Source organism: Demequina sp., from assembly GCF_049841215.1.
GTDB lineage: Bacteria > Actinomycetota > Actinomycetes > Actinomycetales > Demequinaceae > Demequina.
The window spans coordinates 25,786-43,943 of record NZ_JASGEO010000016.1 but is presented as its reverse complement, the minus strand read 5'-3'; the positions used below and the strand labels follow the sequence as shown (position 1 = coordinate 43,943).

Sequence of the window (18,158 nt, the reverse complement as noted above, 5' to 3'; positions counted from 1 at the left end):
ATGTCCCTCCGCGACCGCGTGCTCGTGGCGTTCGCTGTCATCGCAACCGTCGCGATTGCGATCGCGGTTGTGGTGGTCGCCTCGACCCACTCGTACCTCATCAACCAGCTTGATCAGCGGCTCACCCAGTTCGCTGGGGGACCGCCAAGCGAATCGTGGATGAACAGCCGCCCGACCAACCAAACCGGCACCGACGACCAAGGCGACGGGTTTCCGGGAGGCGACCGACCGTCGGACGTATTCCGTGGCTTCATCACTGCGGACGGCACCCTCAAAATCGTCATTGAACCCAACGTGGGCGGCAACACGGGAGAGCCCGACGTGGCGGTGAGCCAGCTACCGGCCGAGGGCAGCGCGACGTTCTCCGTGCCGTCCACCGAGGGCGGCGCCGGATACCGCGTGTACGTGCGCACGTACGACGAGGGCTGGGACGTCACGGCGCTGCCGCTCGATGACGTGCAATCCACGACGCAGCGGCTGATCCTCATCGAGGCGATTGGCATTCTCACGATGCTGCTGGGCCTTGGGCTCGTGGCCGCGTGGGTGATCCGGCTTGGGGTCAACCCCATGCGGCGCATGGTGGACGCGTCGGGGCGCATCGCGGAAGGCGACCTGTCCGTGCGGCTGGAGGGCGCGGGGCACGGCTCGGAGAGCGCCGAGCTCGCGGCCTCGCTCAACACCATGATCGAGACACTCACTACGTCGTTGAGGGAGCGCGAACGCTCGGAGGCGCGGCTTCGCGAGTTTGTGGCCGACGCTTCACACGAGCTCCGTACGCCCCTCACCACGGTGTTGGGTTACGCGGAGTTGTACCGGCGCGGGGCGCTGACGCGCAAGGCTGACGTCGCCGACGCCTGGACCCGGACCGAGGCTGAGGCGTCGCGCATGAAGCGCCTGGTTAGCGACATGTTGGAGCTTGCCAAGTACGACGCGGAGCCTGCGCTCGGTGCTGTGGATGTTGAGCTGAGGTCGCTGTGCGACGAGATCGCGGGGGATGCGTTGGCGGCGCACGCGGGTGCTTCTGTGACGGTTGCTGGGGAGGCGGTCAGCGTGACCGGCGACCCCGACAAGCTGCGCCAGGCCGTCATCAACGTGGTCAACAACGCGCTCCTGCACGGAGGCGGCTCGGTGACGATCTCCGTTGCCTCAGCTGAGGGGCACGCACGGGTTGCCGTCTCCGACGACGGACCCGGCATGCCGCCCGAACTCGCCGCGCGCGCTACCGAGCGCTTTGTGCGCGGGGATGAGTCGCGGTCTCGCGCGCACGGGGGTGCGGGGCTTGGTCTGGCGATCACGGCGGCGATCGTGGACGCGCATCGCGGTGTGATCGCGGTGGACTCGACGCCCGGTGAGGGCACGACTGTGACGCTGGTGCTGCCGCGGCCGTAGAGCGCGAGTCCGTGGCTTCTGACTCGAAACCGCTGGGCGCTTGCGTCCTGGCGGCAACCCAGGCGTCGCATGCGGCGTATGCGACGCGTAGAAGGCCGCCAGCGTGCGTGGAGCCCATCAACTCCCCCCGCGGCCCAGGCCGCCACGCGCCCACCGCGACCACGCGTCCGAGACCGGCGCTGCCGCCAACTGGCTCGCGGCGCCAACAGCCCTGACCACTATTTGGCCCTTTGTCCGCGCACAGGCGCAGATTAAGGTGGCTGAGTGGTCAAGAGTGCTGGCGAAGACGTGGAACAGCGGAGCTTCGCGCTACCAGTGGGGCTGTTGCTCGCGGGTCTGATCCTGAGCGCCCTCGCGGCTGCCGAGTGGTACGGACCGATGTTCCCCGCAATGGACACGGGCGTGGCTCCGCCACCGCCCAGTCGCTGGCCAGCTGTGGTGTTGACGGTGGGGGCAGTGGTGGCGCTCGTGTGGGGATTCCGGGCGCTACGAGCGCCCCGGGAAAGCTCCTAGCCGAGCTCGCGGCGGGGCGGCGGCCCGACGCTGAGGCTGGGCTGAGTGCGAAAGGTTCGCGGAGCGTCGGGCCTTGTGGGCGAATGCGTCCTGGCGGCAACCCTGGCGTCGCAAACGGCATTTGCGACGCGTAGAAGGCCGCCAGCGTGCGCGGCGAAGAGGTGCGCGGCGAAGAGGTGCGCGGAGGTCCTAGCTGAGCTCGCGTCGGTAGGCCGCGGTCGCCGCCACGTACGCGACCACCAGCAGTCCAACGCACCACGCAAGCGCCACCCAGATGTCGCCACCCACCGGCTGGCCCGCGAGCAGCGACCGCAGCGCATCCACGATCGACGTCACCGGCTGGTTCTCGGCGAACACGCGCACGGGCGTAGGCATCGTCTCGGTAGGCACAAACGCCGACGAGATGAACGGCAGCAGGATCAGCGGGTAGGCGAAGGCGCTGGCCCCGTCAGGCGTAGACGCAAGCAGTCCAGGGATGATCGCGAGCCACGTCATTGCCAGGGAGAACACGGCGAGAATCCCCGTCACCCCCAGCCATCCGGCAAGCGAGGCGTGCGGCCGGAATCCCATCGCGAACGCCGCCACGAGCACCACGAACAGCGAGATCGCGAGCGCGACCATCGACGTCAGCACGTGCGCCCACAGCACCGCGGAGCGCGCGATCGGCATCGACTGGAAGCGCTCCACCATGCCGCCCTTGAGGTCCATGAAGAGCCGGTACGCCGTGTACGAGACCCCCGACGCGACCGTGATCACGAGGATCCCCGGCAGCAGGTAGTCGACGTACTCCGCGGTGCCAACATCGATCGCGCCGCCAAAGACAAACACGAACAGCAGCAGGAACGCGATCGGCATGATCGTGGTGGTGATGATTGTGTCGAGGCTGCGCGTGATGTGCTTGAGCGAGCGGCCGGTGAGCGCCGCGGTGTCTGACACTGCGTGCGGGGTCATGCCGCCCTCCCTTCCTTGGTCCCGTGGCCGATCACGGCCAGGAACACCTCTTCAAGCGTGGGCTGCTTCTCCACGTACTCCACCTTCGCGGGCGGGAGCAGCGCCTTGAGCTCGGCAAGCGTGCCGTCGACGATGATCCGGCCCTCGTGAAGGATCGAGATCCGGTCAGCGAGCTGCTCGGCCTCATCCAGGTACTGGGTGGTCAGGAACACCGTGGTCCCGCCCGCGGCGAGCTCGCGGATCGCGGCCCACACCTCGAGGCGCGCCTCGGGGTCAAGGCCGGTGGTGGGCTCATCAAGGAACACCACCTGTGGCGCACCTACCAGGCTCATCGCGATATCGAGCCGCCTAGCCATGCCACCGGAGTACTCGCCCGCGCGCCGGTCGCCGGCCTCAGCGAGACCAAACCTTTCAAGCAGGCCCGACGCTGTGGTCGCCCTCTCGCGAACGTGCCGCAGTCGCCCCACCAGTTCGAGGTTCTCCCTTCCGGTGAGGATCCCGTCGACGGCCGCGAACTGGCCCGTCCACGACAAGGCCCCACGCACCAAAGCCGGGGACCGGGCAACGTCGTGCCCGGCAACGAAAGCCGAACCGGCGTCGGGCCGGAGGAGGGTTGCGAGGATGCGGATGAGGGTGGTTTTGCCCGCGCCGTTGGAGCCGAGGAGGGCGTGGATGCTGCCGGGCGCGACGTCCAGGTCAACGCCGCGGAGGACGTGCAGGTCCCCAAACGACTTGCGCACACCGGTCACGCGCACGGCAGCGGCGGTCATGGCTGAGCCTGCTCCGCCTCGGCCTTGGCGATCGAGTTGCGCAGCCGCTGCTGCTCCTTGGCCACGTAGCCGGTCTGCTGGTAGTTGCGGATGAGGGCGTCGGCGAACTCCACAGGGTCGTCGCCCACGATGTCGCGGATGGGGGTGTTGTCCGCGGCGGCACGCTCGAAGATGTCGAGGACGTCGCCAAAGAGGTGGTTGAGCGAGTCCGGGTTGCTGATGGCGCCGAAGTGCATGAGGTAGCGCTCAACGCCGGCGACCGCCTCTTGGTACGGCGAGGGCAGCGCCTTGACGCGCTTCTTGTACTCGCGCCATTCCTTCTTGGGGCCGATGATCTTTGCGGTCAGCCAGTTCTGTTCGTCGCTCATGATGGTGTCCCTTCGTGGAGTGCTTCTAGTCGTGTGGCGAGGAAGGCCCAGTTGGCCCAGAACTCGTCGAGGTACTCGCGGCCGGCGGCGTTGAGCGAGTAGACCTTGCGGGGCGGGCCCTTCTCGCTCGGGACCTTCTCGATGTCCACGAGCCCGCGCTGCTCGATGCGGATCAGCAGCGCGTAGACGGTGCCCTCGGCGATCTCGGCGAAGCCGTTGTCGCGCAGCCACGAGGTGATCTCGTAGCCGTATGCGGGGCGCCGCGCGAGGATCGCCAGGACAATCCCCTCGAGCGTGCCCTTGAGCATCTCGGTGATTTGCTTTGGCACCGGTTGCCTCCTACTTGGTGTTACTAGGTACTAGTAGATAGTAGCACTAAGTAGTGGCGGTGCAGGGGTTGGTTTCGCGGCCCGACGCTGGGGCCCGGGTAGCTTGCGAAAGGCGAGCGGAGCGTCGGGCTGGCAGTGCGGATGCTCGCTAGCGGCGACAAAGTGCTGTCAAACGCCGCTTGGCAACCCGAAAGCGCCGCCAGGGCGCGTGCGGCGGGTGAAACTACGGCCTAGAACAGGCCGCGCACCTCTTGCGGGCAGCGGCAGGCCTTCGCGATGCGCGCGGCCCACGCCTGGGCATCCTCGAGCGAGTCAACCTCGATGATCGTGACGCCGCCGTTGAATCCTGCGGTGTCGGGATAGTTGGCGGGGACCGATGAGCCGTCTTCGGACACGAGGTAGGCGGGCGCCTCGGGATCGATGCCGCCCGCGGCCACGTAGACACCCGCGGCCTTCATCTCCTCGACCACGGCATTGGCGTCGATGCCAGCCTGCGCGAACTCCTCGTCAGTGAGGACCATGGTGCGAGCGGGGAAGGTGATCACGTATTGGGTCATAGACCCACGTTAGCGCCGCGCGTCGCCGAGTGGCGGCTGAGCCAGCAGCGGCACCACCTGAGCCTCGAGCGGCCCAAGCACTACGGACAGGAACTGCGCCGCATCAAGATCCGAGGTGGCGTCCTGCATGCGCATAGCCATGAGGATCATCATGAGCATGCCGCGAGCGAAGAACTCGACGGCCACCTGCGGCCCCAGCCCGGCCTCGTCGCGCACCACCCGGAACACATCGAGGAAGCACTGCCGCGCCTGCACGCCAAGCACCGGATCGTGGCCCTGCGAAAACAGTTGGAGCAGGGACAAGAGCAGTCCGCGATCCTGCATGAGGCTCGCGTAGGCGTCTCCCATCGCCTGCTGCTTCTGCTGGTCGCTCGCACCCGGCGGGAACGTTGCGATTGCCGCGCGGAATGCCCCGACGATGCGGTCGTTGGCCATCTGTCCCACGGCGGAGAACAGCTTCTCCTTGGTGCCGAACATGCGCACTACATAGGCCTGGGAGATCCCCGCCTGCTTCGCGATCGCATCCGTGGTGCCGCCCGCGTACCCCCTCTCGCCGAACACTGCCGCGGCCGCGAGGATGATCTGCTCACGCCTGTCTTCGGCGCTCATTCGATCGGGTGAGGCGTTCATGTTGACATGTTATCAGTTGATTACTATGGTGGCTCTTGTTTGGTAATCAGTTGATTACAACAACCAAGGGGAGGACCATCATGGCCACCAATCGCAAGAGCCCGCTGTGGCTCGTCATCGTTGCCGCGGCGGTGCCGACGTTCATGGCGACGCTCGACAACCTCGTCGTCACCAACGCATTGCCCGTCATCGCGCAGGATCTTGGCGCGTCACTGGAGCAGCTCCAGTGGATCGTCAACGCCTACTCGCTCGCGTTCGCGAGCCTCATCCTCATGGCCGTCGCCCTCGGCGACCGCCTGGGCCGCCGCCGCGTCTTCGTGGCCGGCATCGCGGTCTTCACCGCAGCGTCGGCCCTTGCGGCCGTCGCACCAGACCCCGGCCTCCTCATCGCTGCCAGGGCCCTCCAGGGAGCAGGGGCCGCCGCAGTCATGCCGCTGTCGCTCGCTCTGCTCGCCGGAGCCGTGCCCACGGCGATGCGTCCGCTCGCGATCGGCGTGTGGGGAGGGGTGTCCGGACTTGGCGTCGCGCTCGGCCCCGTCATCGGCGGCGCCGTGGTCGAGGGCCTCACCTGGCACGCCATCTTCTGGCTCAACGTTCCCGTAGGCGCGGTAGCGATCGCTCTCGTCTACTTCTCGCTCGCGGAGGCGTTCGGCAGGAAGGTGCGCCTTGACTGGACCGGCCTGGCACTTGCCGCAAGCGCGGTGTTCGGCCTGGTATTCGGCATCATCCGCGGCAATGACGCGGGTTGGGACTCGCCTCAGGTCGTGACCGCGCTCGCGGGCGGCACGGCGTTGCTCGTCGCGTTCCTGCTCTGGGAGAACCGCACCGCCGACCCCCTGCTGCCGCTGCGCCTCTTCCGCGATCGCAGCTTCTCCGCCGCCAACGCCGCGGGCATGCTGTTCTCGATCGGCATCTTCGGAGCGATCTTCATCCTCATCCAGTTCATGCAGGTGGTGCAGGGGCGCTCGCCCCTCGAAGCCGGGGTGATGACGATGCCGTGGACCATGGCGCCGCTCATCGTGGCGCCCATCGCGGGTGCGATCGCGCCCCGGGTCGGCACGCGCACCCTGATCGTCGCCGGCACCTCACTTCAGGCGGCGGGCCTCGCGTGGATCGCGCTCACCATGACCCCGGACGTCGCCTATGCCACGATGGTCCCTGCCTTCATCCTCGCCGGCGTGGGCATGGGCCTGGTCTTCGCGCCGTCGGCCACCGCAATTCTGGCGAACGTCCGCGACGAGGACCACGCCAAAGCGTCGGGCACCAATTCGACGCTGCGGGAGATCGGCGTTGCGCTCGGCATCGCGATCCTCACCGCGGTGTTCACCGGCGCGGGCGGCTCGCTCACCCCCACGGGCTACACGGACGCGGCCATCCCCGCGATCTGGACGGGAGTCGCGTTCCTGGTCGCGGCATCCCTTGCTGGGTTGGCGCTGCCGTCCGGTCGCTCCCCCCGGCCCGACGCTGTGGCGAGTGGCGTACGAGAGCCGGCCCTAGCGTCGGGCTAGGTGGGCGAGCGGCCCGTGCAATCGGGGCATGGGCCGCTCGCGTCTGCGATGCTTGGCGGTGGCAGCCCGTCATCGGTTGTAGCGCGAGCGGGCTGGCGGAGGGGAGCGGTTGTCGTGGCAGCAAGTCTCAGACGTTCCGGAGCGCGGCGAGCGGTGCCCGGCGTCGCGCTCATTATCGTGGTCGTCGTCGGCATCTCCGGATGCCAGATCGCAGTGGACGACTTCGGGAGTGAGGTGATTTTCTCGAATGCCTACTCTGAGTCCCTGAACTTCGCCATCGTAGATCCCGAGGGGCAGATCGACACCGAGGTGTGGGCGAACTCCAGCGTGGCCTACGCGCTCAGAGAGTGCCGGGGAGACTCGATCCGCGTCGAAACGCTAGATGGCGAAGTACTAGGCGAAATCGACCGGCCCGCGTGTCCCGGCTGGCGAGTGCGAGTAGGCCCGGAAGGGGAGCTGAGCTACGTAGACGAGAACGACTGATGCGCTCAGGCCCGCGATGCGCCCGTTCCGGAGCGCGACGAACGTTCACCGGCATGGTGCTCAGCCTCGTGGCCGCCGCGAGTCTGGGAGGCTGCATCATCAACTACGACGCTGCGGTGCCTGCCGCTCGATTCGTCAACGACTACGACGAAACTGTCGTGGTCACGTACGAGGGCACTGAACTTGAAAGGGAATCGATGGTGCCGCCCGGCGACTACACCATAGAGGGGATGAACAACTGCATAGGCACTGGACTCTCGATCCGGACCGCATCGGGAGAGTTACTCGGCAAGATTGCCGAGCCTGCGTGCCCGCATTGGGAGCTCATCATCAACGAGGACGGGTCGCTCACCTACAGAGAACAGGGCAAGGAGACCGCGGATCCGTCGCAGTGAGCGGTCGCGGCGTCAAAGACCTCCGGAGCGAGGCTCCGGCGGCGGCGGAACGGTCTTCGCCGCGATGACGTCCGCGACCGCGATCGTCTCGATGCCGCGCTTGCCGTCCACGACGAGCGTCTCGGCATCGGCCGAAACGAGCACGCCGAGAGCGTCGGTCGCCTGGCCGGTGGGCAGCAGGTAGCGCACCACCACTCGCGCACCCGGACGGAAGTTCTCGAAGGCCACGATCTACCAGGGCATGGGCCGGTCGGGACCGCGTTCGGCGTCGTCTGGGAAGTGCGGCAGTTCTTGGCCGCCGGCGCGGATGCACAGCCAGCGCAGCTGACCCGGGCTGTCCGGCGCAGCGCGCCACGTGCGCCACACCTCCTGGCCAACCCTCACCACCGAGCCTGGTCCCACATCCACCACTGAATCGTCGAGTCCCATCTGGCCGCGGCCCTCGAGGAAGACGTAGACCTCCTCGATCGCGTGGTGAATGTGCCAGTAGCCGGCCTCCTCGCCGGGCTCGAGCGCGTTGGCGGTCATCCCGATGAACTGCATGGTGAGCTCGTGGTCCACCACGCGGCGCCCATCGCGCGAACTCTCCGGGCGGAATCCGCCGTAGAAGTCCCGCCACTCGTCGAGCGCGCCAATGTTGGTTACTTCGTACTTCGCCATGGCCCAACCGTAACGCGGGGCTTGCGCTCACCAAATGTTAGTGACTAACGTTCAGTACATGACCACCCGTTCGGCACAGACCAAAGCCCGCCTTCAGGCCGCGGCGCTCGCCCTCTTTGAGGCTCGCGGCTATAAGGCCGTCACCGTGGAGGACATCGCGGCCGCAGCAGGCGTCAGCCACATGACGTTCTTCCGCCACTTCCCCACCAAGGAGCGAGTGCTGCTCGACGATCCCTTCGATCCAGTGATCGCCGAGTCGGTGGCGAGGCAGGCCCACGACCTGCCGTCGATAGACCGCGTGACGCGTGGCCTGCTGTCCCTGGTCCCGATGCTGAACGAGGAGATCACCGCCGACGCGAGGCGCGGGATCGCCATCGTCGCGGCCGAGCCATCCCTCGCTGGCGAAATGGCCGCCAATATGTCGGCCACCGAAGCCGCAATCGTCCGCGCGGCGGCACTGCCGGGCCGCGAGCGCGAAATGCGCATCGCAGCCGCGGCGTGCCTCGCGGCGGTGGGCGCCGCACTGCTGGACTGGGCGACCACCCGCGACTCGCGAACTCTCGGCGACCTCGTCACCGAGGCCGCGATCACGATGGTCCCCTCGCTTGCGGGCGTGTCGGCATGAGCGCGCTCGCCCTTACGGGCGCGGTGCGCACCTACGGCGAGCTGCGCGCGCTCGACGGCCTGAGCCTCACAGTGGAGCCAGGCGAGATTCACGCGATCATTGGCCTCAACGGTGCGGGCAAGACCACGGCGATGAAGGCAATGGTGGGCCACACCCAACTGAACTCAGGCGAGGTCGCGATCCTCGGCTCGACCTCCCCAGGTCCGGCCGAGTTCGCCCGGCTGGGCTTCGTCATCGACCAGCCCTTCGGCTACCCCGAGCTCACCGTCCACGACAACGTCGCGTTCGCCGCCCGCCTCCACGGCATGGACGCAACAGGCGCGCACCAAGCAGCCAGCCACTGGATAACCCAGCTGGAACTCACCCGCTGGAGCCAGCGTCGCGCACGGGGGCTATCGCTGGGAAACCGGCAGCGCCTGGGCCTAGGGTGCGCTGCTGCTCACGCGCCGGAACTGCTCATCCTCGACGAGCCAACCAACGCCTTGGACCCGGCGGGAGTGCTGCTGCTGCGGGACGTCATCGTGGATGCCGCGGATCGTGGCGCCGGCGTGCTCGTCTCAAGCCACCACCTGGACGAGGTCTCACGCATCGCGCATCGCATCACGATGATCCATGCGGGGCGCGTGGTCGGCACGCTTGAGCCCGGCCAGGTAGACCTCGAGCGACGATTCTTCGCGCTCGTCCGAGACTGGGACGCGAGCCACGCGGGGGTCGCAGCATGAGAACCGCCCTCGCCTTGCAAGTCGCCACGTTTGCTCGTTCGCTCACGGCGCGGCTCGGCACCGTCCTGCTCGTGATGCTGCCGGCGTTCTTCGCGATAGGCATGGTCGCCGTGGCGCGCTCCTCAAGTGCGGGCGGCCCTTCCGGAGCCAAGCTCGCGCCCTACCGAGAGGGCACTTTCAGCGAGGCCACGGCCTCGCTCGCGGGGCAGATTGTGCCGGTGGTGTCGCTGATCACCGTAGGCTTCGCGATCTCGTGGCTCGTTGGCCGCGAGTGGGCTGATCACACTCTGGGCTCGCTCTTTGCGCTATCGGAGACGCGAACCTCGCTGGCCTGGGCGAAGGTCACAGTGGCGCTTGCATGGGCGGTCGCATGCGTGACGCTCGCCGTTGGCCTGGTGGGCGCCGGCTCGGCAATATTCGGGAACGGCACATTTACCGGCGACGTAGCGACATCCCTGGTAAAGGTGTGGGTTGCAGGGCTCGTCATGTGCGCTCTCGCCGCTCCCTTCGGCTGGGTGGCCGTGCGCTTCCGCGGCTACCTCGGGGCCGTTGGCGCGACCATCGCGGCCACCGCGGCAAGCCAGATCCTGGCGAGTCTCGGCGTGGGCGCCTGGGTCCCGTATGTGGCGCCCGCGCTGTGGTCGGGTGCTGCTGGGCCCGACGCTGCGGAAGCGATCTCACCCGTGTCACTTTTGCTTGCGATCGCCTTCGCGGCGTTCGGCGCCTGGGCCGGAGTGCGCGCCTTCGCGCGGGCACGGCTGGACTGAGTCCGGGTAACGTCGGGCGGGTGGAGCAACTAGCAGCTCGCCTGCGCGCCGCCGGCTGCGTCTTCGCCGAGGACGAGGCCGCATTGCTGATAGCCCATGAGCCCGACGCTGTGGCCAGGGAGGCGCTCGTCGCCCGCCGAATTGCGGGCGAGCCTTTGGAGACGGTGCTGGGTTGGGTGCTGTTTGGTGGGTTGCGGCTGGCGGTAGCGCCCGGGGTGTTTGTGCCAAGGCGGCGGACCGAGCTGGTGGCGCGGCTCGCGATCGACGCGCTCCCGCAAGACGGCACCCTTGTTGACCTGTGTTGCGGAGTGGGCGCGATCGCGGCAGCGGTTGCGCACGCACGCCCGGACGCGACCGTGATCGCCGCGGACTTCGACCCCCGCGCGGTGGCCGTTGCGCAGCGAAACTTGGCGCCCTATGGCGCAACGGCCCTGGTATCCGACATGGACTCAAACATCTCGGTGCCTATCGATGTCATCACGGCCTGCCCGCCGTACGTCCCCACGGGCGAGATTCCGTTCATGCCCAGCGAGGCTCGCGACCACGAACCGCGCACCGCCCTCGACGGCGGCCCCGACGGCACCGATCTGCAGGCGGCGGTCTTCGCGGCGGCCGCGCGTCGCCTCTCGCCAGGAGGCGTGGCGATCGTGGAGACCAGCCACGCACAGGCCGAACGCACCGCCCAACGGGCCGTGGAAGCGGGACTCAACCCCACCGTCGCGCAGGATGAGGCACTTGGCGCCACGGTAATTGTCGCCGCCCGCGCGTAGCGTGGCGGCATGAGCACCTCTAAGGACACGATGGCCTTCATCCTCGAGCAGTTGGAGCCCCTGCCAGTGCGCGCCCGCGCCATGTTCGGCGAGTACGGGCTGTACTGCGAGGACAAGGTGGTGGGCTTTGTCTGCGACGACACCATCTTCCTCAAACCGTCCGACGCTACGGCCGGGTTGGCACTAGGCCCCGCGTACCCCGGTTCCAAGGACTACGCGATCGTGGGCGCGGACCTGCTCGAGGATGCGGATGCGCTGCGGGACATGGTTAGGGCGACGGCAGACTCGCTGCCGCCGCCCAAACCCAAGCCAGCGAAGAGGAAGAGCTAGACCAGAGACTCCTCGAGCCGCGCGTACGAGGTCTCCATGCCTTCGGTCATGCCGGTGGCGAGCACAATGTCCCGCACCTCGGCGCTGGGGTAGGTGATGACGAGCGAGAGCAGCGTGCCGCCGTCAACTGGCGTGAGCGTGAGCTCGTTGCGCGCGGGCTCGCCCTCCATCCCGATCATCATCTCGGTGGTGACCTCGCGGTACTTAGGGTTGGTCTCGAGCAGTTCGCCAACGAAGCCGAACCGGTTGCCGCCGCCCTCCTGCTCCCACTCGTAGACGTAGCGGTCGCCCACGTTCACGGCGAGGTCGCACACGGGCATGGTCCAGCCGTCCGGGCCGAGCAGCCATTGCTTCATGAGATCCGCGTTGTGGTGGGCCTCCCACACCTGATCCACGGTGCCGCGGATGATGCGCGCGACGCGGATCTTGGTGTCGCTGAGGATCTGCGCGTTGGTGCCGATGCCTTGCGAGTAGGAGGCGAGGTCCGTGATGACCTGGTCCATCTGGCCCATGGCGGAGGTCATGCCCTCCTCCATGCCCATGCCGAGCAGCTGCTCCAGGGCCTCGGCGGACGGGAAGTGGGTGGTGGTCGAGACCTGTGAGCCGGTGGGGGTTTCCGAGAACGTGAAGACCATGCGCATGCTTGGCATCTCGGTGTTCTCCACGCCGGGCTCAGTGGCGAAGCCGTCCTCAACCTCGAAGCTCTTGCCTGGATCCATGGCCAGCCACTTCCAATACCCGGCGGAATGCTCGCCGTCGGGGCCGGTCATGTAGTAGTCGCTGCGGCCGCCCTCGGCGAAGTCGTGGCGGGCGAAGGTCGCGGGCCACTCAACAGGCCCCCAGAACTTCTCGAGTTGGCGCGGGTCCGCGTAGGCGTCCCAGAGGCGTTGCACGGGGACGGGGAACTCGGCGACCACGGTCATCGTGAGCGCTTCCGGATCCTTGGTGACGGACGTGATGGGCATGATGCTGCCTTTCAGTTGGGGACTTGCGGGTCGTCGGCGAGCAGCGCGTCGAGGCGGTCGATGCGGCTGCGCCATAGTTGTTCGTATTGGTCCAAGAGCGCCTGTGCGCGCTGGATCTGTTCCGGGTTGCCGCGCACGATCCGCTCGCGGCCCCTCTTGTCTTTGGTCACGAGGCCAGCTCCTTCCAGCACGGCCACGTGCTTCTGCACGGCAGCGAAGGACATCAGGTACGCGGCGGCGAGTTCGCTGACGCTCGCCTCCTGCGTGAGCGTGCGGCGCACGATGTCGCGGCGCGTCGCATCGGCCAGAGCGTGGAAGATGCGGTCCACGGCGGCTTCGGAGAGTTCGTTATCTACAACCATTTGGTTGTACGTTACGTGGGATGCCCGACGCTGTCAAGGGTTTGGGTAGCCTCCTCACCATGGCGAAACCCGAGTCGGTAGTGGTGTACGACGGATTGGCCCTGACATCAGGCAGTTCGCACGGACTTGGCAGAGTCTCGAGCCGCGAGGCACTGTCCCGTTGGGAGCACTTCCTGAGCGCGTGCACGACGGTGCACTCGCGCTCCAGCCACTTCACATTTCCCCAGACGCCGAGCCTCACCGTGGATCCTGCCGTCCGTGCGCGCATCGCCTCGGCCTTCCCAGAGGACGCGGCATGGCACCGCCACCCCGTTCCGGCCGACCGGTTCGAGGAGGCCCTCGACCTCCTCACCTCGATCGAGCCGCAGCCCAAGAACCAATGGGGGATGTCACCCGTGTGGCTGTGGCACACGGCGGACTTCAGCGTTCTGGGTCCCAGCGGCAACGTGTGGCCCGGCCAGGACAGCGCGGCTTTCGACTTTGAGACTCCAGGAGGCGTCCGCCTCGGCTCCAGCCGTTCGGCGCTGATACTCGAAGGCCGGCGGAGCATGTCCGTGTCGCTGAACTTTCCGCGCGCGACCGACGATGAACTGTCCACCATCATCCCGTGGCTCCAGGCGAACCTCCCGTTCACGTTGTCCACCAAACACTGGACCCGATGGACGCTCGCAAAGAATGGGACCACTTACCGTGGACGCAAGATCCAACTGTAGATTCGCGAGTCGCGGCTAGGCTCGCCCCATGGTTGAGTTCCGCGACACCATCCACGAGTACAACGATCGCCTCGACGCCGAGTCGAAGCCCGTCTGCGATCTACTACGCGAGGTGATCGAGCGCGAACTTCCCGATGCCGAGAGCAAGATCTGGCACGCCCATCCAGTGTGGTTCTTCGACGGCAACCCCGTGGTGGGCTACGACCGGCTCAAGGCGAGCGTGCGGTTGCTGTTCTGGAGCGGGCAGTCGTTCAAGACCGCTGGCCTGAGCCCTGAAGGCAGCTTCAAGGCCGCGGAGGCGAGGTACACGTCGCCCGATCAGGTGGACGTCGCCGCCCTCACCGCGTGGCTCGCGGACGCCCGGGACATCCAGTGGAACTACCGCGACATCCGCACCAATCGCGGGCTGGTGCCATTGCTCGGCTTGCCAAACTGACCAACCCAGCCGCAGCGTCGGGCCGCTAGCCCCGCTGTTTCTTGACCCAGCCCACCACGGCGTTGGCGTGGCCGTGCCCCATGCCGTGCTCGGACTTGAGTAGCTCGACGACCTTCATGTGGGCCTCCCCCGACGCCAAAGCCACATCGGCAATGTCGATCCAATGCTGCATGGGCTGGCCGTACGTCTTCTCGATTGAGGGAAAGTACGAGACCGGGCCCGCGAGTTTCCCCGCGGGCAGCACCGGCGCCTCGATTCCGTCAGGATTGCTCATCGGACTCCCAGTCGTAGAAGGGCCGCACCTCGATGGTGCCTTCGCGCGCCATGGGGTGATCAAGCGCCACCGCCACCGCCTCGTCGATGTTCTCGCACTCGAGGATGTCGAGGCCAGCGATCGCCTCATGCGCCTCGGTGAACGGGCCGTCGGTGATCAGCGTGCCTCCCTTGCGGATGCGCACGGTCTTGGCCTGGCTCGCGGGCGCTAAGCGGTCTCCGAAGAAGCGCGCGCCAGACGCGTCATGGTCCGCTACCCACTCCTCGATGTCGCGAGCCTCGCCGTCAGCGGGCTCCATCACCGGCTCAACCAGCACGGTCATCAGGTACTTCATGATCAGCTCCGTATCTGAGCGCGGTCACTCGCCACACTCAGGATCTCTACGAAGCGTGCCATGCCGCGCGCGACAATTCTCACCGAAACCGACTCCGCGACCATGCGCAGGGTGACAGCGGCTACCCTTCTAGCGCGGTCCGCAGCACCTTCTCATAGTGCTCCTGGGCGCCCGCGCCCGGGATCGCGTACTGCATGTTGACCACGGTGAACGGCACGCCAGTCACGCCAAACTCCCTGGCTTGGGCCTGGTCCGCGCGCACGGCGTCCGCGAACTCGTCGCTCGCGAGCACCTCTCGCGCCCTCGCTTCATCCAGCCCGACGCTGGCAACAGTTGCGATGAGAGCCTCGCCATCGCTGAGGTCCAGTTCCCCGGAGAAGTGCCCCTTCTGAAGGGCGCGCAAGACGTCGAGGGCTACACCAAACTCCGCGGCCGCGGCGACCAGGCGATGCGCGTCAAAGGTGTTGGCCGTCAACCGATCGGCGGTGTACGGCAAGCCCTCCTCAGCCGCGAGGGTGGCGACACGAGAGTCCATCTCAGCCACAGCGTCGGGCGTTCTTCCGTACTTCTTCGCGAGGTGATCGAGGATCTTCTCTGGGTGCGAGTGGTTGGGGTCCAGCTCGAAGGCGTGGGGGGTGATCGTCACCTCCGCTTCGCTCGCGAGCGCGGCGGCGGCCTTCTCGAGCCGCGCCTCGCCCACATAGCACCAGGGGCAGACGATGTCCGCCCAGACGTCAACGGCAAGGGAGGTCTTGGTTTTGGTCACGGTTGACTCAACGCGCATGGCGTTCTGTCGATTCCAGCGCACCCCCTTCGTAGAGTCAGCACTAGGAGCCTTAAGGAGGCAGCCGTGAAGTACGTGATGATGATCGTCCTGGACCCGGAACACTCAGCGGAGGACGAGGCGAACGCCCCGGACATCGACGAATGGTTCACCTACGCGGAGGAGAGGGGTCAGTACGACCTAGGTGTGCGGTTGCAGGAGCGCTCCGATGCCAGAACTGTGCGCGTACGCGACGGCCGCTTGATGGTCACGGACGGGCCGTTCGCCGAGACCCGCGAGACGCTCGCCGGGTTCGCGCTCATCGAGACCGACACGTTCGAGGAGGCCGTGGAGTTGGCACGCCGCAATCCCGCAAGCCACTGGGGGCGGATCGAGCTGCGGCCGGTGCACAGCTTTGGCGGGCCAATCCTCGAACAGGAGTAAGCGACACCGATCCGTTGCCGAACTGAGGCCGGCCGCGTCTACCAATCAGCCCGTCTCACCACTACGGTGAAAACACCGGTCTACGAGGGGGGTAACCATGGCAATGGGATCGTTGGCGATGGTGCTTGTGCTTGTGTGGTTCGCGCTAGCCGCGGTGCTCGCGGGGTTTGGAATCGCGCGTCTCGCAAAGCGCCGCGTGGGCGCCGGCCTCGCGCTCCTTGGCGCCGGGGTGGTCATGGTCGCCCTGCCCATCGGGTGGCTCACGTGGTCGCTCTACTTCGACAAGGCGGACTCGATGCGCGTCGAGGGGCTCGAGCCGCAATCAGACCCGTGGTTCGAGGTTGAGATCCAGCACGATCGGACCATCCAGACCGGCGACGAGTACGTCTTTGGCAACGCCGGAAGCGAGACCGAGGTGCTCGCGATCTTCCAGGAGCAGCACCCCACGGGTGTGGCTACTCCTGAGGAAGGCGTGGTCGGCGGAACTGGCTCCGTGTGGCATGTCTCGCTCGACGACATCCGGTACGACCTGCTGGCAAGTGACGGCGACTGGTTCACGCTGCAGACACAGGCTGCGGTGGTCAATCCCTCCGACGGAGCGGCGAGCCGAGTTCGCGTGCCGTTCCCTGTGTACGCAGTGGGTACCGGCACGGAGTGGGCAGGTGTTCCCGCAGAGAATCCGTGGGAGTTTTCTGACTGGACCGAGTTCTACGAGGGCATGTCAGAGGCGCAAGTCGGCACGGACGCGATCGTGGTTCCTACGAACCGCGGCGGCACCGCAACCATCGCGTTCGACGAGGACGCCGACACCTACACGGTCACTATCAGCGATCAATCGCGCTAGGCCGCTAGAGTCACGACAACCAGATGTATAGGGGGATCGTATGGACGACGCGACCTGGCAAGTGCCAGCGATGCTGCTGGCAGTGATCGTCGCGGTCACGCTCGTTGCGTTCGGCATCTCGTTTCTCCGCGGGGGGAAGAAGAGCCGTGGCGCGTGGATGATCGTCGGTGGGGTACTGCTGGTCGCGATTCCCCTTGGCGGCACTGCCGCGTGGCATTCCTACCAAGAGTCGCGCAGTTGGGAGCCCACAGTGTCGGTCCAAGGCCTAGACCCCACCGGCGACCCCGAGTTCTCCGTAGACCTCCACCACCACCTCGCCGCCTCGCCGGGCACGTTCACCTACACGTTCCGTGACGCGGGAGACAAAGACGAAGTGCTCGCCGCGTTCCAAAGCCAGCATCCAGAGGGAGTCGATGCAGCGTCGGGCCCCTATTGGGAAGGCGACTACGCCTCCGTATGGCACGTCTACCTCGAAGGCGCCCGCTTTGACCTATTCGACACGGACAACAGCAGCTTCACCGTCGCCACCCAAGTCGCGTGGCTATCACCGAGCGACGGCGGCGTCCAGGTCTACTTCCCCTTCCCAACCGGTTCCTCGCCGTCGTCGCTCGACGGAATCACCACCCTGTTGACCGCCATCACGTCCGAACAGTGGCACGAGTTCTACGACCCCATCCCTGGGGTCGTGTTCGCGGGTGACACCGTGACCGTTCCCACCAGCGCCGGCGGCACGGCGGTTCTCACGTTTGTCGACACCGACGATGGCCCCGGGATCACCATCACACTCAACGACTGAGGTCAGCCTGCCGCGACGCCGGTAATGTCCTCTGGTGTCGCGGTCTGGGTTGCCAGCAGGTCCGTGTAGACGTCGATCTTGTAGTCCAAGAACTTCAGATGCTCGCGGTCCGCGGCCATGCGCTCGCGCAGCGCCACCCGGTACCGCTCCAACACAGAAACCCGCTCCGCGATCGTGTGATCGCCCGCCCAGGTCAAGGCAACAAACGCCTTCATCTCGCGAATCGGCATGCCAGTTCCGCGCAATAGCTGCAGGAACTTCACCCACCCAAGGTCGTCCTCGGTGTAGCGCCGGTGGCCGTTGGAGCCCTTCGCGATCGGAGGCAGCAGGCCCTCCTTCTCGTAGTACCGAAGGGTGTCCTTGGACACGCCCATGCGCGTCGCGGCCTCGTCGATCGTGAACGTCTCCATGCCCGTCAACATACCCCTTGACTTGGAGTGCGCTCCAACTCTTAGCGTGG

Annotated in this window: 29 protein-coding genes; 15 read left to right on the top strand and 14 right to left on the bottom strand. The window is 66.8% G+C overall.

Annotated features, from left to right (window positions below; genetic code table 11):
* Together QM618_RS09200 and QM618_RS09195 are read left to right on the top strand one after the other, a co-directional pair.
* The gene (locus QM618_RS09200; RefSeq protein ID WP_428097486.1) at window positions 1-1,389 is read left to right on the top strand and encodes a sensor histidine kinase; all 1,389 of its coding nucleotides are present in this window, start codon (window positions 1-3) and stop codon (window positions 1,387-1,389) included.
* 264 nt (window positions 1,390-1,653) lie between these two features.
* Window positions 1,654-1,902 carry a hypothetical protein gene (locus QM618_RS09195; RefSeq protein ID WP_428097482.1) on the top strand — a complete coding sequence of 83 codons (249 nt, stop codon included), beginning with the start codon at window positions 1,654-1,656 and terminating at the stop codon, window positions 1,900-1,902.
* Window positions 1,903-2,091: 189 nt separating this feature from the next.
* Here the strand turns inward: QM618_RS09195 and QM618_RS09190 are convergent, their stop codons facing one another.
* The 6 genes from QM618_RS09190 to QM618_RS09165 form a co-directional block, all read right to left on the bottom strand.
* Window positions 2,092-2,853, bottom strand: a complete 762-nt coding sequence (locus QM618_RS09190; protein ID WP_428097478.1) for an ABC transporter permease — start codon at window positions 2,851-2,853, stop codon at window positions 2,092-2,094.
* Window positions 2,850-3,623 carry an ABC transporter ATP-binding protein gene (locus QM618_RS09185; protein WP_428097474.1) on the bottom strand — a complete coding sequence of 258 codons (774 nt, stop codon included), beginning with the start codon at window positions 3,621-3,623 and terminating at the stop codon, window positions 2,850-2,852. Before QM618_RS09185 ends, QM618_RS09190 begins: the two co-directional genes overlap by 4 nt.
* On the bottom strand, window positions 3,620-3,991 hold the full coding sequence (locus QM618_RS09180) for a DUF1048 domain-containing protein (protein ID WP_428097470.1): 372 nt from the start codon (window positions 3,989-3,991) through the stop codon (window positions 3,620-3,622). Before QM618_RS09180 ends, QM618_RS09185 begins: the two co-directional genes overlap by 4 nt.
* On the bottom strand, window positions 3,988-4,320 hold the full coding sequence (locus QM618_RS09175) for a PadR family transcriptional regulator (protein ID WP_428097467.1): 333 nt from the start codon (window positions 4,318-4,320) through the stop codon (window positions 3,988-3,990). The genes QM618_RS09180 and QM618_RS09175 overlap by 4 nt, the downstream gene beginning before the upstream one ends.
* Window positions 4,321-4,550: 230 nt before the next feature.
* Window positions 4,551-4,877 (bottom strand): YciI family protein, encoded by a 327-nt coding sequence (locus tag QM618_RS09170; protein WP_428097464.1) that lies wholly within the window; start codon window positions 4,875-4,877, stop codon window positions 4,551-4,553.
* Window positions 4,878-4,886: 9 nt separating this feature from the next.
* Window positions 4,887-5,507 carry a TetR/AcrR family transcriptional regulator gene (locus tag QM618_RS09165; protein WP_428097459.1) on the bottom strand — a complete coding sequence of 207 codons (621 nt, stop codon included), beginning with the start codon at window positions 5,505-5,507 and terminating at the stop codon, window positions 4,887-4,889.
* An 80-nt stretch (window positions 5,508-5,587) separates the two neighbouring features.
* Between QM618_RS09165 and QM618_RS09160 the strand changes: the two genes are divergently transcribed.
* From QM618_RS09160 to QM618_RS09150, 3 genes are all read left to right on the top strand, one after another.
* A complete protein-coding gene (locus QM618_RS09160; RefSeq protein ID WP_428097455.1) occupies window positions 5,588-7,015 on the top strand; it encodes a DHA2 family efflux MFS transporter permease subunit in 1,428 nt (475 codons plus the stop codon).
* Window positions 7,016-7,129: 114 nt separating this feature from the next.
* Window positions 7,130-7,498 (top strand): hypothetical protein, encoded by a 369-nt coding sequence (locus tag QM618_RS09155; protein ID WP_428097452.1) that lies wholly within the window; start codon window positions 7,130-7,132, stop codon window positions 7,496-7,498.
* A 53-nt stretch (window positions 7,499-7,551) separates the two neighbouring features.
* Window positions 7,552-7,893, top strand: coding sequence for a hypothetical protein (locus QM618_RS09150; protein ID WP_428097449.1), 342 nt, complete (start codon window positions 7,552-7,554; stop codon window positions 7,891-7,893).
* 12 nt (window positions 7,894-7,905) lie between these two features.
* Here the strand turns inward: QM618_RS09150 and QM618_RS09145 are convergent, their stop codons facing one another.
* Both QM618_RS09145 and QM618_RS09140 read right to left on the bottom strand, forming a co-directional pair.
* A complete protein-coding gene (locus tag QM618_RS09145; protein ID WP_428097446.1) occupies window positions 7,906-8,121 on the bottom strand; it encodes a hypothetical protein in 216 nt (71 codons plus the stop codon).
* A gap of 3 nt (window positions 8,122-8,124) precedes the next feature.
* Window positions 8,125-8,553, bottom strand: coding sequence for a cupin domain-containing protein (locus QM618_RS09140; protein ID WP_428097443.1), 429 nt, complete (start codon window positions 8,551-8,553; stop codon window positions 8,125-8,127).
* A 58-nt stretch (window positions 8,554-8,611) separates the two neighbouring features.
* Between QM618_RS09140 and QM618_RS09135 the strand changes: the two genes are divergently transcribed.
* The 5 genes from QM618_RS09135 to QM618_RS09115 are packed head-to-tail and all read left to right on the top strand — an operon-like array spanning window position 8,612 to window position 11,767.
* Complete coding sequence (locus QM618_RS09135) at window positions 8,612-9,178, top strand: TetR/AcrR family transcriptional regulator (protein ID WP_428097440.1); 567 nt, start codon at window positions 8,612-8,614, stop codon at window positions 9,176-9,178.
* Window positions 9,175-9,900 (top strand): ABC transporter ATP-binding protein, encoded by a 726-nt coding sequence (locus QM618_RS09130; protein ID WP_428097435.1) that lies wholly within the window; start codon window positions 9,175-9,177, stop codon window positions 9,898-9,900. The genes QM618_RS09135 and QM618_RS09130 overlap by 4 nt, the downstream gene beginning before the upstream one ends.
* Window positions 9,897-10,667, top strand: coding sequence for an ABC transporter permease (locus tag QM618_RS09125; protein ID WP_428097431.1), 771 nt, complete (start codon window positions 9,897-9,899; stop codon window positions 10,665-10,667). Before QM618_RS09130 ends, QM618_RS09125 begins: the two co-directional genes overlap by 4 nt.
* Before the next feature lie 20 nt (window positions 10,668-10,687).
* Window positions 10,688-11,437 carry a putative protein N(5)-glutamine methyltransferase gene (locus QM618_RS09120; RefSeq protein ID WP_428097428.1) on the top strand — a complete coding sequence of 250 codons (750 nt, stop codon included), beginning with the start codon at window positions 10,688-10,690 and terminating at the stop codon, window positions 11,435-11,437.
* 9 nt (window positions 11,438-11,446) lie between these two features.
* The gene (locus QM618_RS09115; RefSeq protein ID WP_428097425.1) at window positions 11,447-11,767 is read left to right on the top strand and encodes a TfoX/Sxy family protein; all 321 of its coding nucleotides are present in this window, start codon (window positions 11,447-11,449) and stop codon (window positions 11,765-11,767) included.
* Here the strand turns inward: QM618_RS09115 and QM618_RS09110 are convergent.
* Both QM618_RS09110 and QM618_RS09105 read right to left on the bottom strand, forming a co-directional pair.
* Entirely contained in the window at window positions 11,764-12,732 is a 969-nt protein-coding gene (locus QM618_RS09110) for an SRPBCC family protein (RefSeq protein WP_428097422.1), read from the bottom strand. The genes QM618_RS09115 and QM618_RS09110 overlap by 4 nt on opposite strands.
* An 11-nt stretch (window positions 12,733-12,743) precedes the next feature.
* Complete coding sequence (locus QM618_RS09105) at window positions 12,744-13,094, bottom strand: ArsR/SmtB family transcription factor (protein ID WP_428097419.1); 351 nt, start codon at window positions 13,092-13,094, stop codon at window positions 12,744-12,746.
* Window positions 13,095-13,153: 59 nt separating this feature from the next.
* On the opposite strand from QM618_RS09105, the gene QM618_RS09100 reads away from it, so the two are divergent.
* The gene (locus QM618_RS09100; RefSeq protein WP_428097415.1) at window positions 13,154-13,807 is read left to right on the top strand and encodes a hypothetical protein; all 654 of its coding nucleotides are present in this window, start codon (window positions 13,154-13,156) and stop codon (window positions 13,805-13,807) included.
* A gap of 28 nt (window positions 13,808-13,835) precedes the next feature.
* Window positions 13,836-14,243 (top strand): DUF1801 domain-containing protein, encoded by a 408-nt coding sequence (locus QM618_RS09095; protein WP_428097412.1) that lies wholly within the window; start codon window positions 13,836-13,838, stop codon window positions 14,241-14,243.
* Window positions 14,244-14,268: 25 nt separating this feature from the next.
* Here the strand turns inward: QM618_RS09095 and QM618_RS09090 are convergent, their stop codons facing one another.
* The 3 genes from QM618_RS09090 to QM618_RS09080 form a co-directional block, all read right to left on the bottom strand.
* The gene (locus tag QM618_RS09090) at window positions 14,269-14,517 is read right to left on the bottom strand and encodes a DUF4287 domain-containing protein (protein ID WP_428097409.1); all 249 of its coding nucleotides are present in this window, start codon (window positions 14,515-14,517) and stop codon (window positions 14,269-14,271) included.
* The gene (locus tag QM618_RS09085; RefSeq protein ID WP_428097407.1) at window positions 14,504-14,851 is read right to left on the bottom strand and encodes a YciI family protein; all 348 of its coding nucleotides are present in this window, start codon (window positions 14,849-14,851) and stop codon (window positions 14,504-14,506) included. The genes QM618_RS09090 and QM618_RS09085 overlap by 14 nt, the downstream gene beginning before the upstream one ends.
* A gap of 121 nt (window positions 14,852-14,972) precedes the next feature.
* The gene (locus tag QM618_RS09080) at window positions 14,973-15,617 is read right to left on the bottom strand and encodes a DsbA family oxidoreductase (protein WP_428097404.1); all 645 of its coding nucleotides are present in this window, start codon (window positions 15,615-15,617) and stop codon (window positions 14,973-14,975) included.
* An 84-nt stretch (window positions 15,618-15,701) separates the two neighbouring features.
* Between QM618_RS09080 and QM618_RS09075 the strand changes: the two genes are divergently transcribed.
* The 3 genes from QM618_RS09075 (at window position 15,702) to QM618_RS09065 (ending at window position 17,698) form a co-directional block, all read left to right on the top strand.
* On the top strand, window positions 15,702-16,058 hold the full coding sequence (locus tag QM618_RS09075) for a YciI family protein (RefSeq protein WP_428097401.1): 357 nt from the start codon (window positions 15,702-15,704) through the stop codon (window positions 16,056-16,058).
* A gap of 97 nt (window positions 16,059-16,155) precedes the next feature.
* Entirely contained in the window at window positions 16,156-16,902 is a 747-nt protein-coding gene (locus tag QM618_RS09070; protein WP_428097398.1) for a hypothetical protein, read from the top strand.
* A gap of 40 nt (window positions 16,903-16,942) precedes the next feature.
* Complete coding sequence (locus tag QM618_RS09065) at window positions 16,943-17,698, top strand: hypothetical protein (RefSeq protein ID WP_428097395.1); 756 nt, start codon at window positions 16,943-16,945, stop codon at window positions 17,696-17,698.
* Window positions 17,699-17,700: 2 nt separating this feature from the next.
* On the opposite strand, the gene QM618_RS09060 is transcribed toward QM618_RS09065, so the two are convergent.
* Entirely contained in the window at window positions 17,701-18,108 is a 408-nt protein-coding gene (locus QM618_RS09060) for a MerR family transcriptional regulator (protein ID WP_428097390.1), read from the bottom strand.
* Window positions 18,109-18,158 lie beyond the last annotated feature (50 nt).

Coding starts and splice junctions, on each gene's coding strand:
- QM618_RS09200 (WP_428097486.1), top strand. CDS start 1: ATGTCCCTCCGCGACCGCGTGCTCGTGGCGTTCGCTGTCATCGCAACC.
- QM618_RS09190 (WP_428097478.1), bottom strand. CDS start 2,853: ATGACCCCGCACGCAGTGTCAGACACCGCGGCGCTCACCGGCCGCTCG.
- QM618_RS09185 (WP_428097474.1), bottom strand. CDS start 3,623: ATGACCGCCGCTGCCGTGCGCGTGACCGGTGTGCGCAAGTCGTTTGGG.
- QM618_RS09180 (WP_428097470.1), bottom strand. CDS start 3,991: ATGAGCGACGAACAGAACTGGCTGACCGCAAAGATCATCGGCCCCAAG.
- QM618_RS09170 (WP_428097464.1), bottom strand. CDS start 4,877: ATGACCCAATACGTGATCACCTTCCCCGCTCGCACCATGGTCCTCACT.
- QM618_RS09165 (WP_428097459.1), bottom strand. CDS start 5,507: ATGAACGCCTCACCCGATCGAATGAGCGCCGAAGACAGGCGTGAGCAG.
- QM618_RS09160 (WP_428097455.1), top strand. CDS start 5,588: ATGGCCACCAATCGCAAGAGCCCGCTGTGGCTCGTCATCGTTGCCGCG.
- QM618_RS09150 (WP_428097449.1), top strand. CDS start 7,552: ATGGTGCTCAGCCTCGTGGCCGCCGCGAGTCTGGGAGGCTGCATCATC.
- QM618_RS09140 (WP_428097443.1), bottom strand. CDS start 8,553: ATGGCGAAGTACGAAGTAACCAACATTGGCGCGCTCGACGAGTGGCGG.
- QM618_RS09135 (WP_428097440.1), top strand. CDS start 8,612: ATGACCACCCGTTCGGCACAGACCAAAGCCCGCCTTCAGGCCGCGGCG.
- QM618_RS09130 (WP_428097435.1), top strand. CDS start 9,175: ATGAGCGCGCTCGCCCTTACGGGCGCGGTGCGCACCTACGGCGAGCTG.
- QM618_RS09125 (WP_428097431.1), top strand. CDS start 9,897: ATGAGAACCGCCCTCGCCTTGCAAGTCGCCACGTTTGCTCGTTCGCTC.
- QM618_RS09115 (WP_428097425.1), top strand. CDS start 11,447: ATGAGCACCTCTAAGGACACGATGGCCTTCATCCTCGAGCAGTTGGAG.
- QM618_RS09110 (WP_428097422.1), bottom strand. CDS start 12,732: ATGCCCATCACGTCCGTCACCAAGGATCCGGAAGCGCTCACGATGACC.
- QM618_RS09105 (WP_428097419.1), bottom strand. CDS start 13,094: ATGGTTGTAGATAACGAACTCTCCGAAGCCGCCGTGGACCGCATCTTC.
- QM618_RS09100 (WP_428097415.1), top strand. CDS start 13,154: ATGGCGAAACCCGAGTCGGTAGTGGTGTACGACGGATTGGCCCTGACA.
- QM618_RS09095 (WP_428097412.1), top strand. CDS start 13,836: ATGGTTGAGTTCCGCGACACCATCCACGAGTACAACGATCGCCTCGAC.
- QM618_RS09090 (WP_428097409.1), bottom strand. CDS start 14,517: ATGAGCAATCCTGACGGAATCGAGGCGCCGGTGCTGCCCGCGGGGAAA.
- QM618_RS09085 (WP_428097407.1), bottom strand. CDS start 14,851: ATGAAGTACCTGATGACCGTGCTGGTTGAGCCGGTGATGGAGCCCGCT.
- QM618_RS09070 (WP_428097398.1), top strand. CDS start 16,156: ATGGCAATGGGATCGTTGGCGATGGTGCTTGTGCTTGTGTGGTTCGCG.
- QM618_RS09065 (WP_428097395.1), top strand. CDS start 16,943: ATGGACGACGCGACCTGGCAAGTGCCAGCGATGCTGCTGGCAGTGATC.
- QM618_RS09060 (WP_428097390.1), bottom strand. CDS start 18,108: ATGGAGACGTTCACGATCGACGAGGCCGCGACGCGCATGGGCGTGTCC.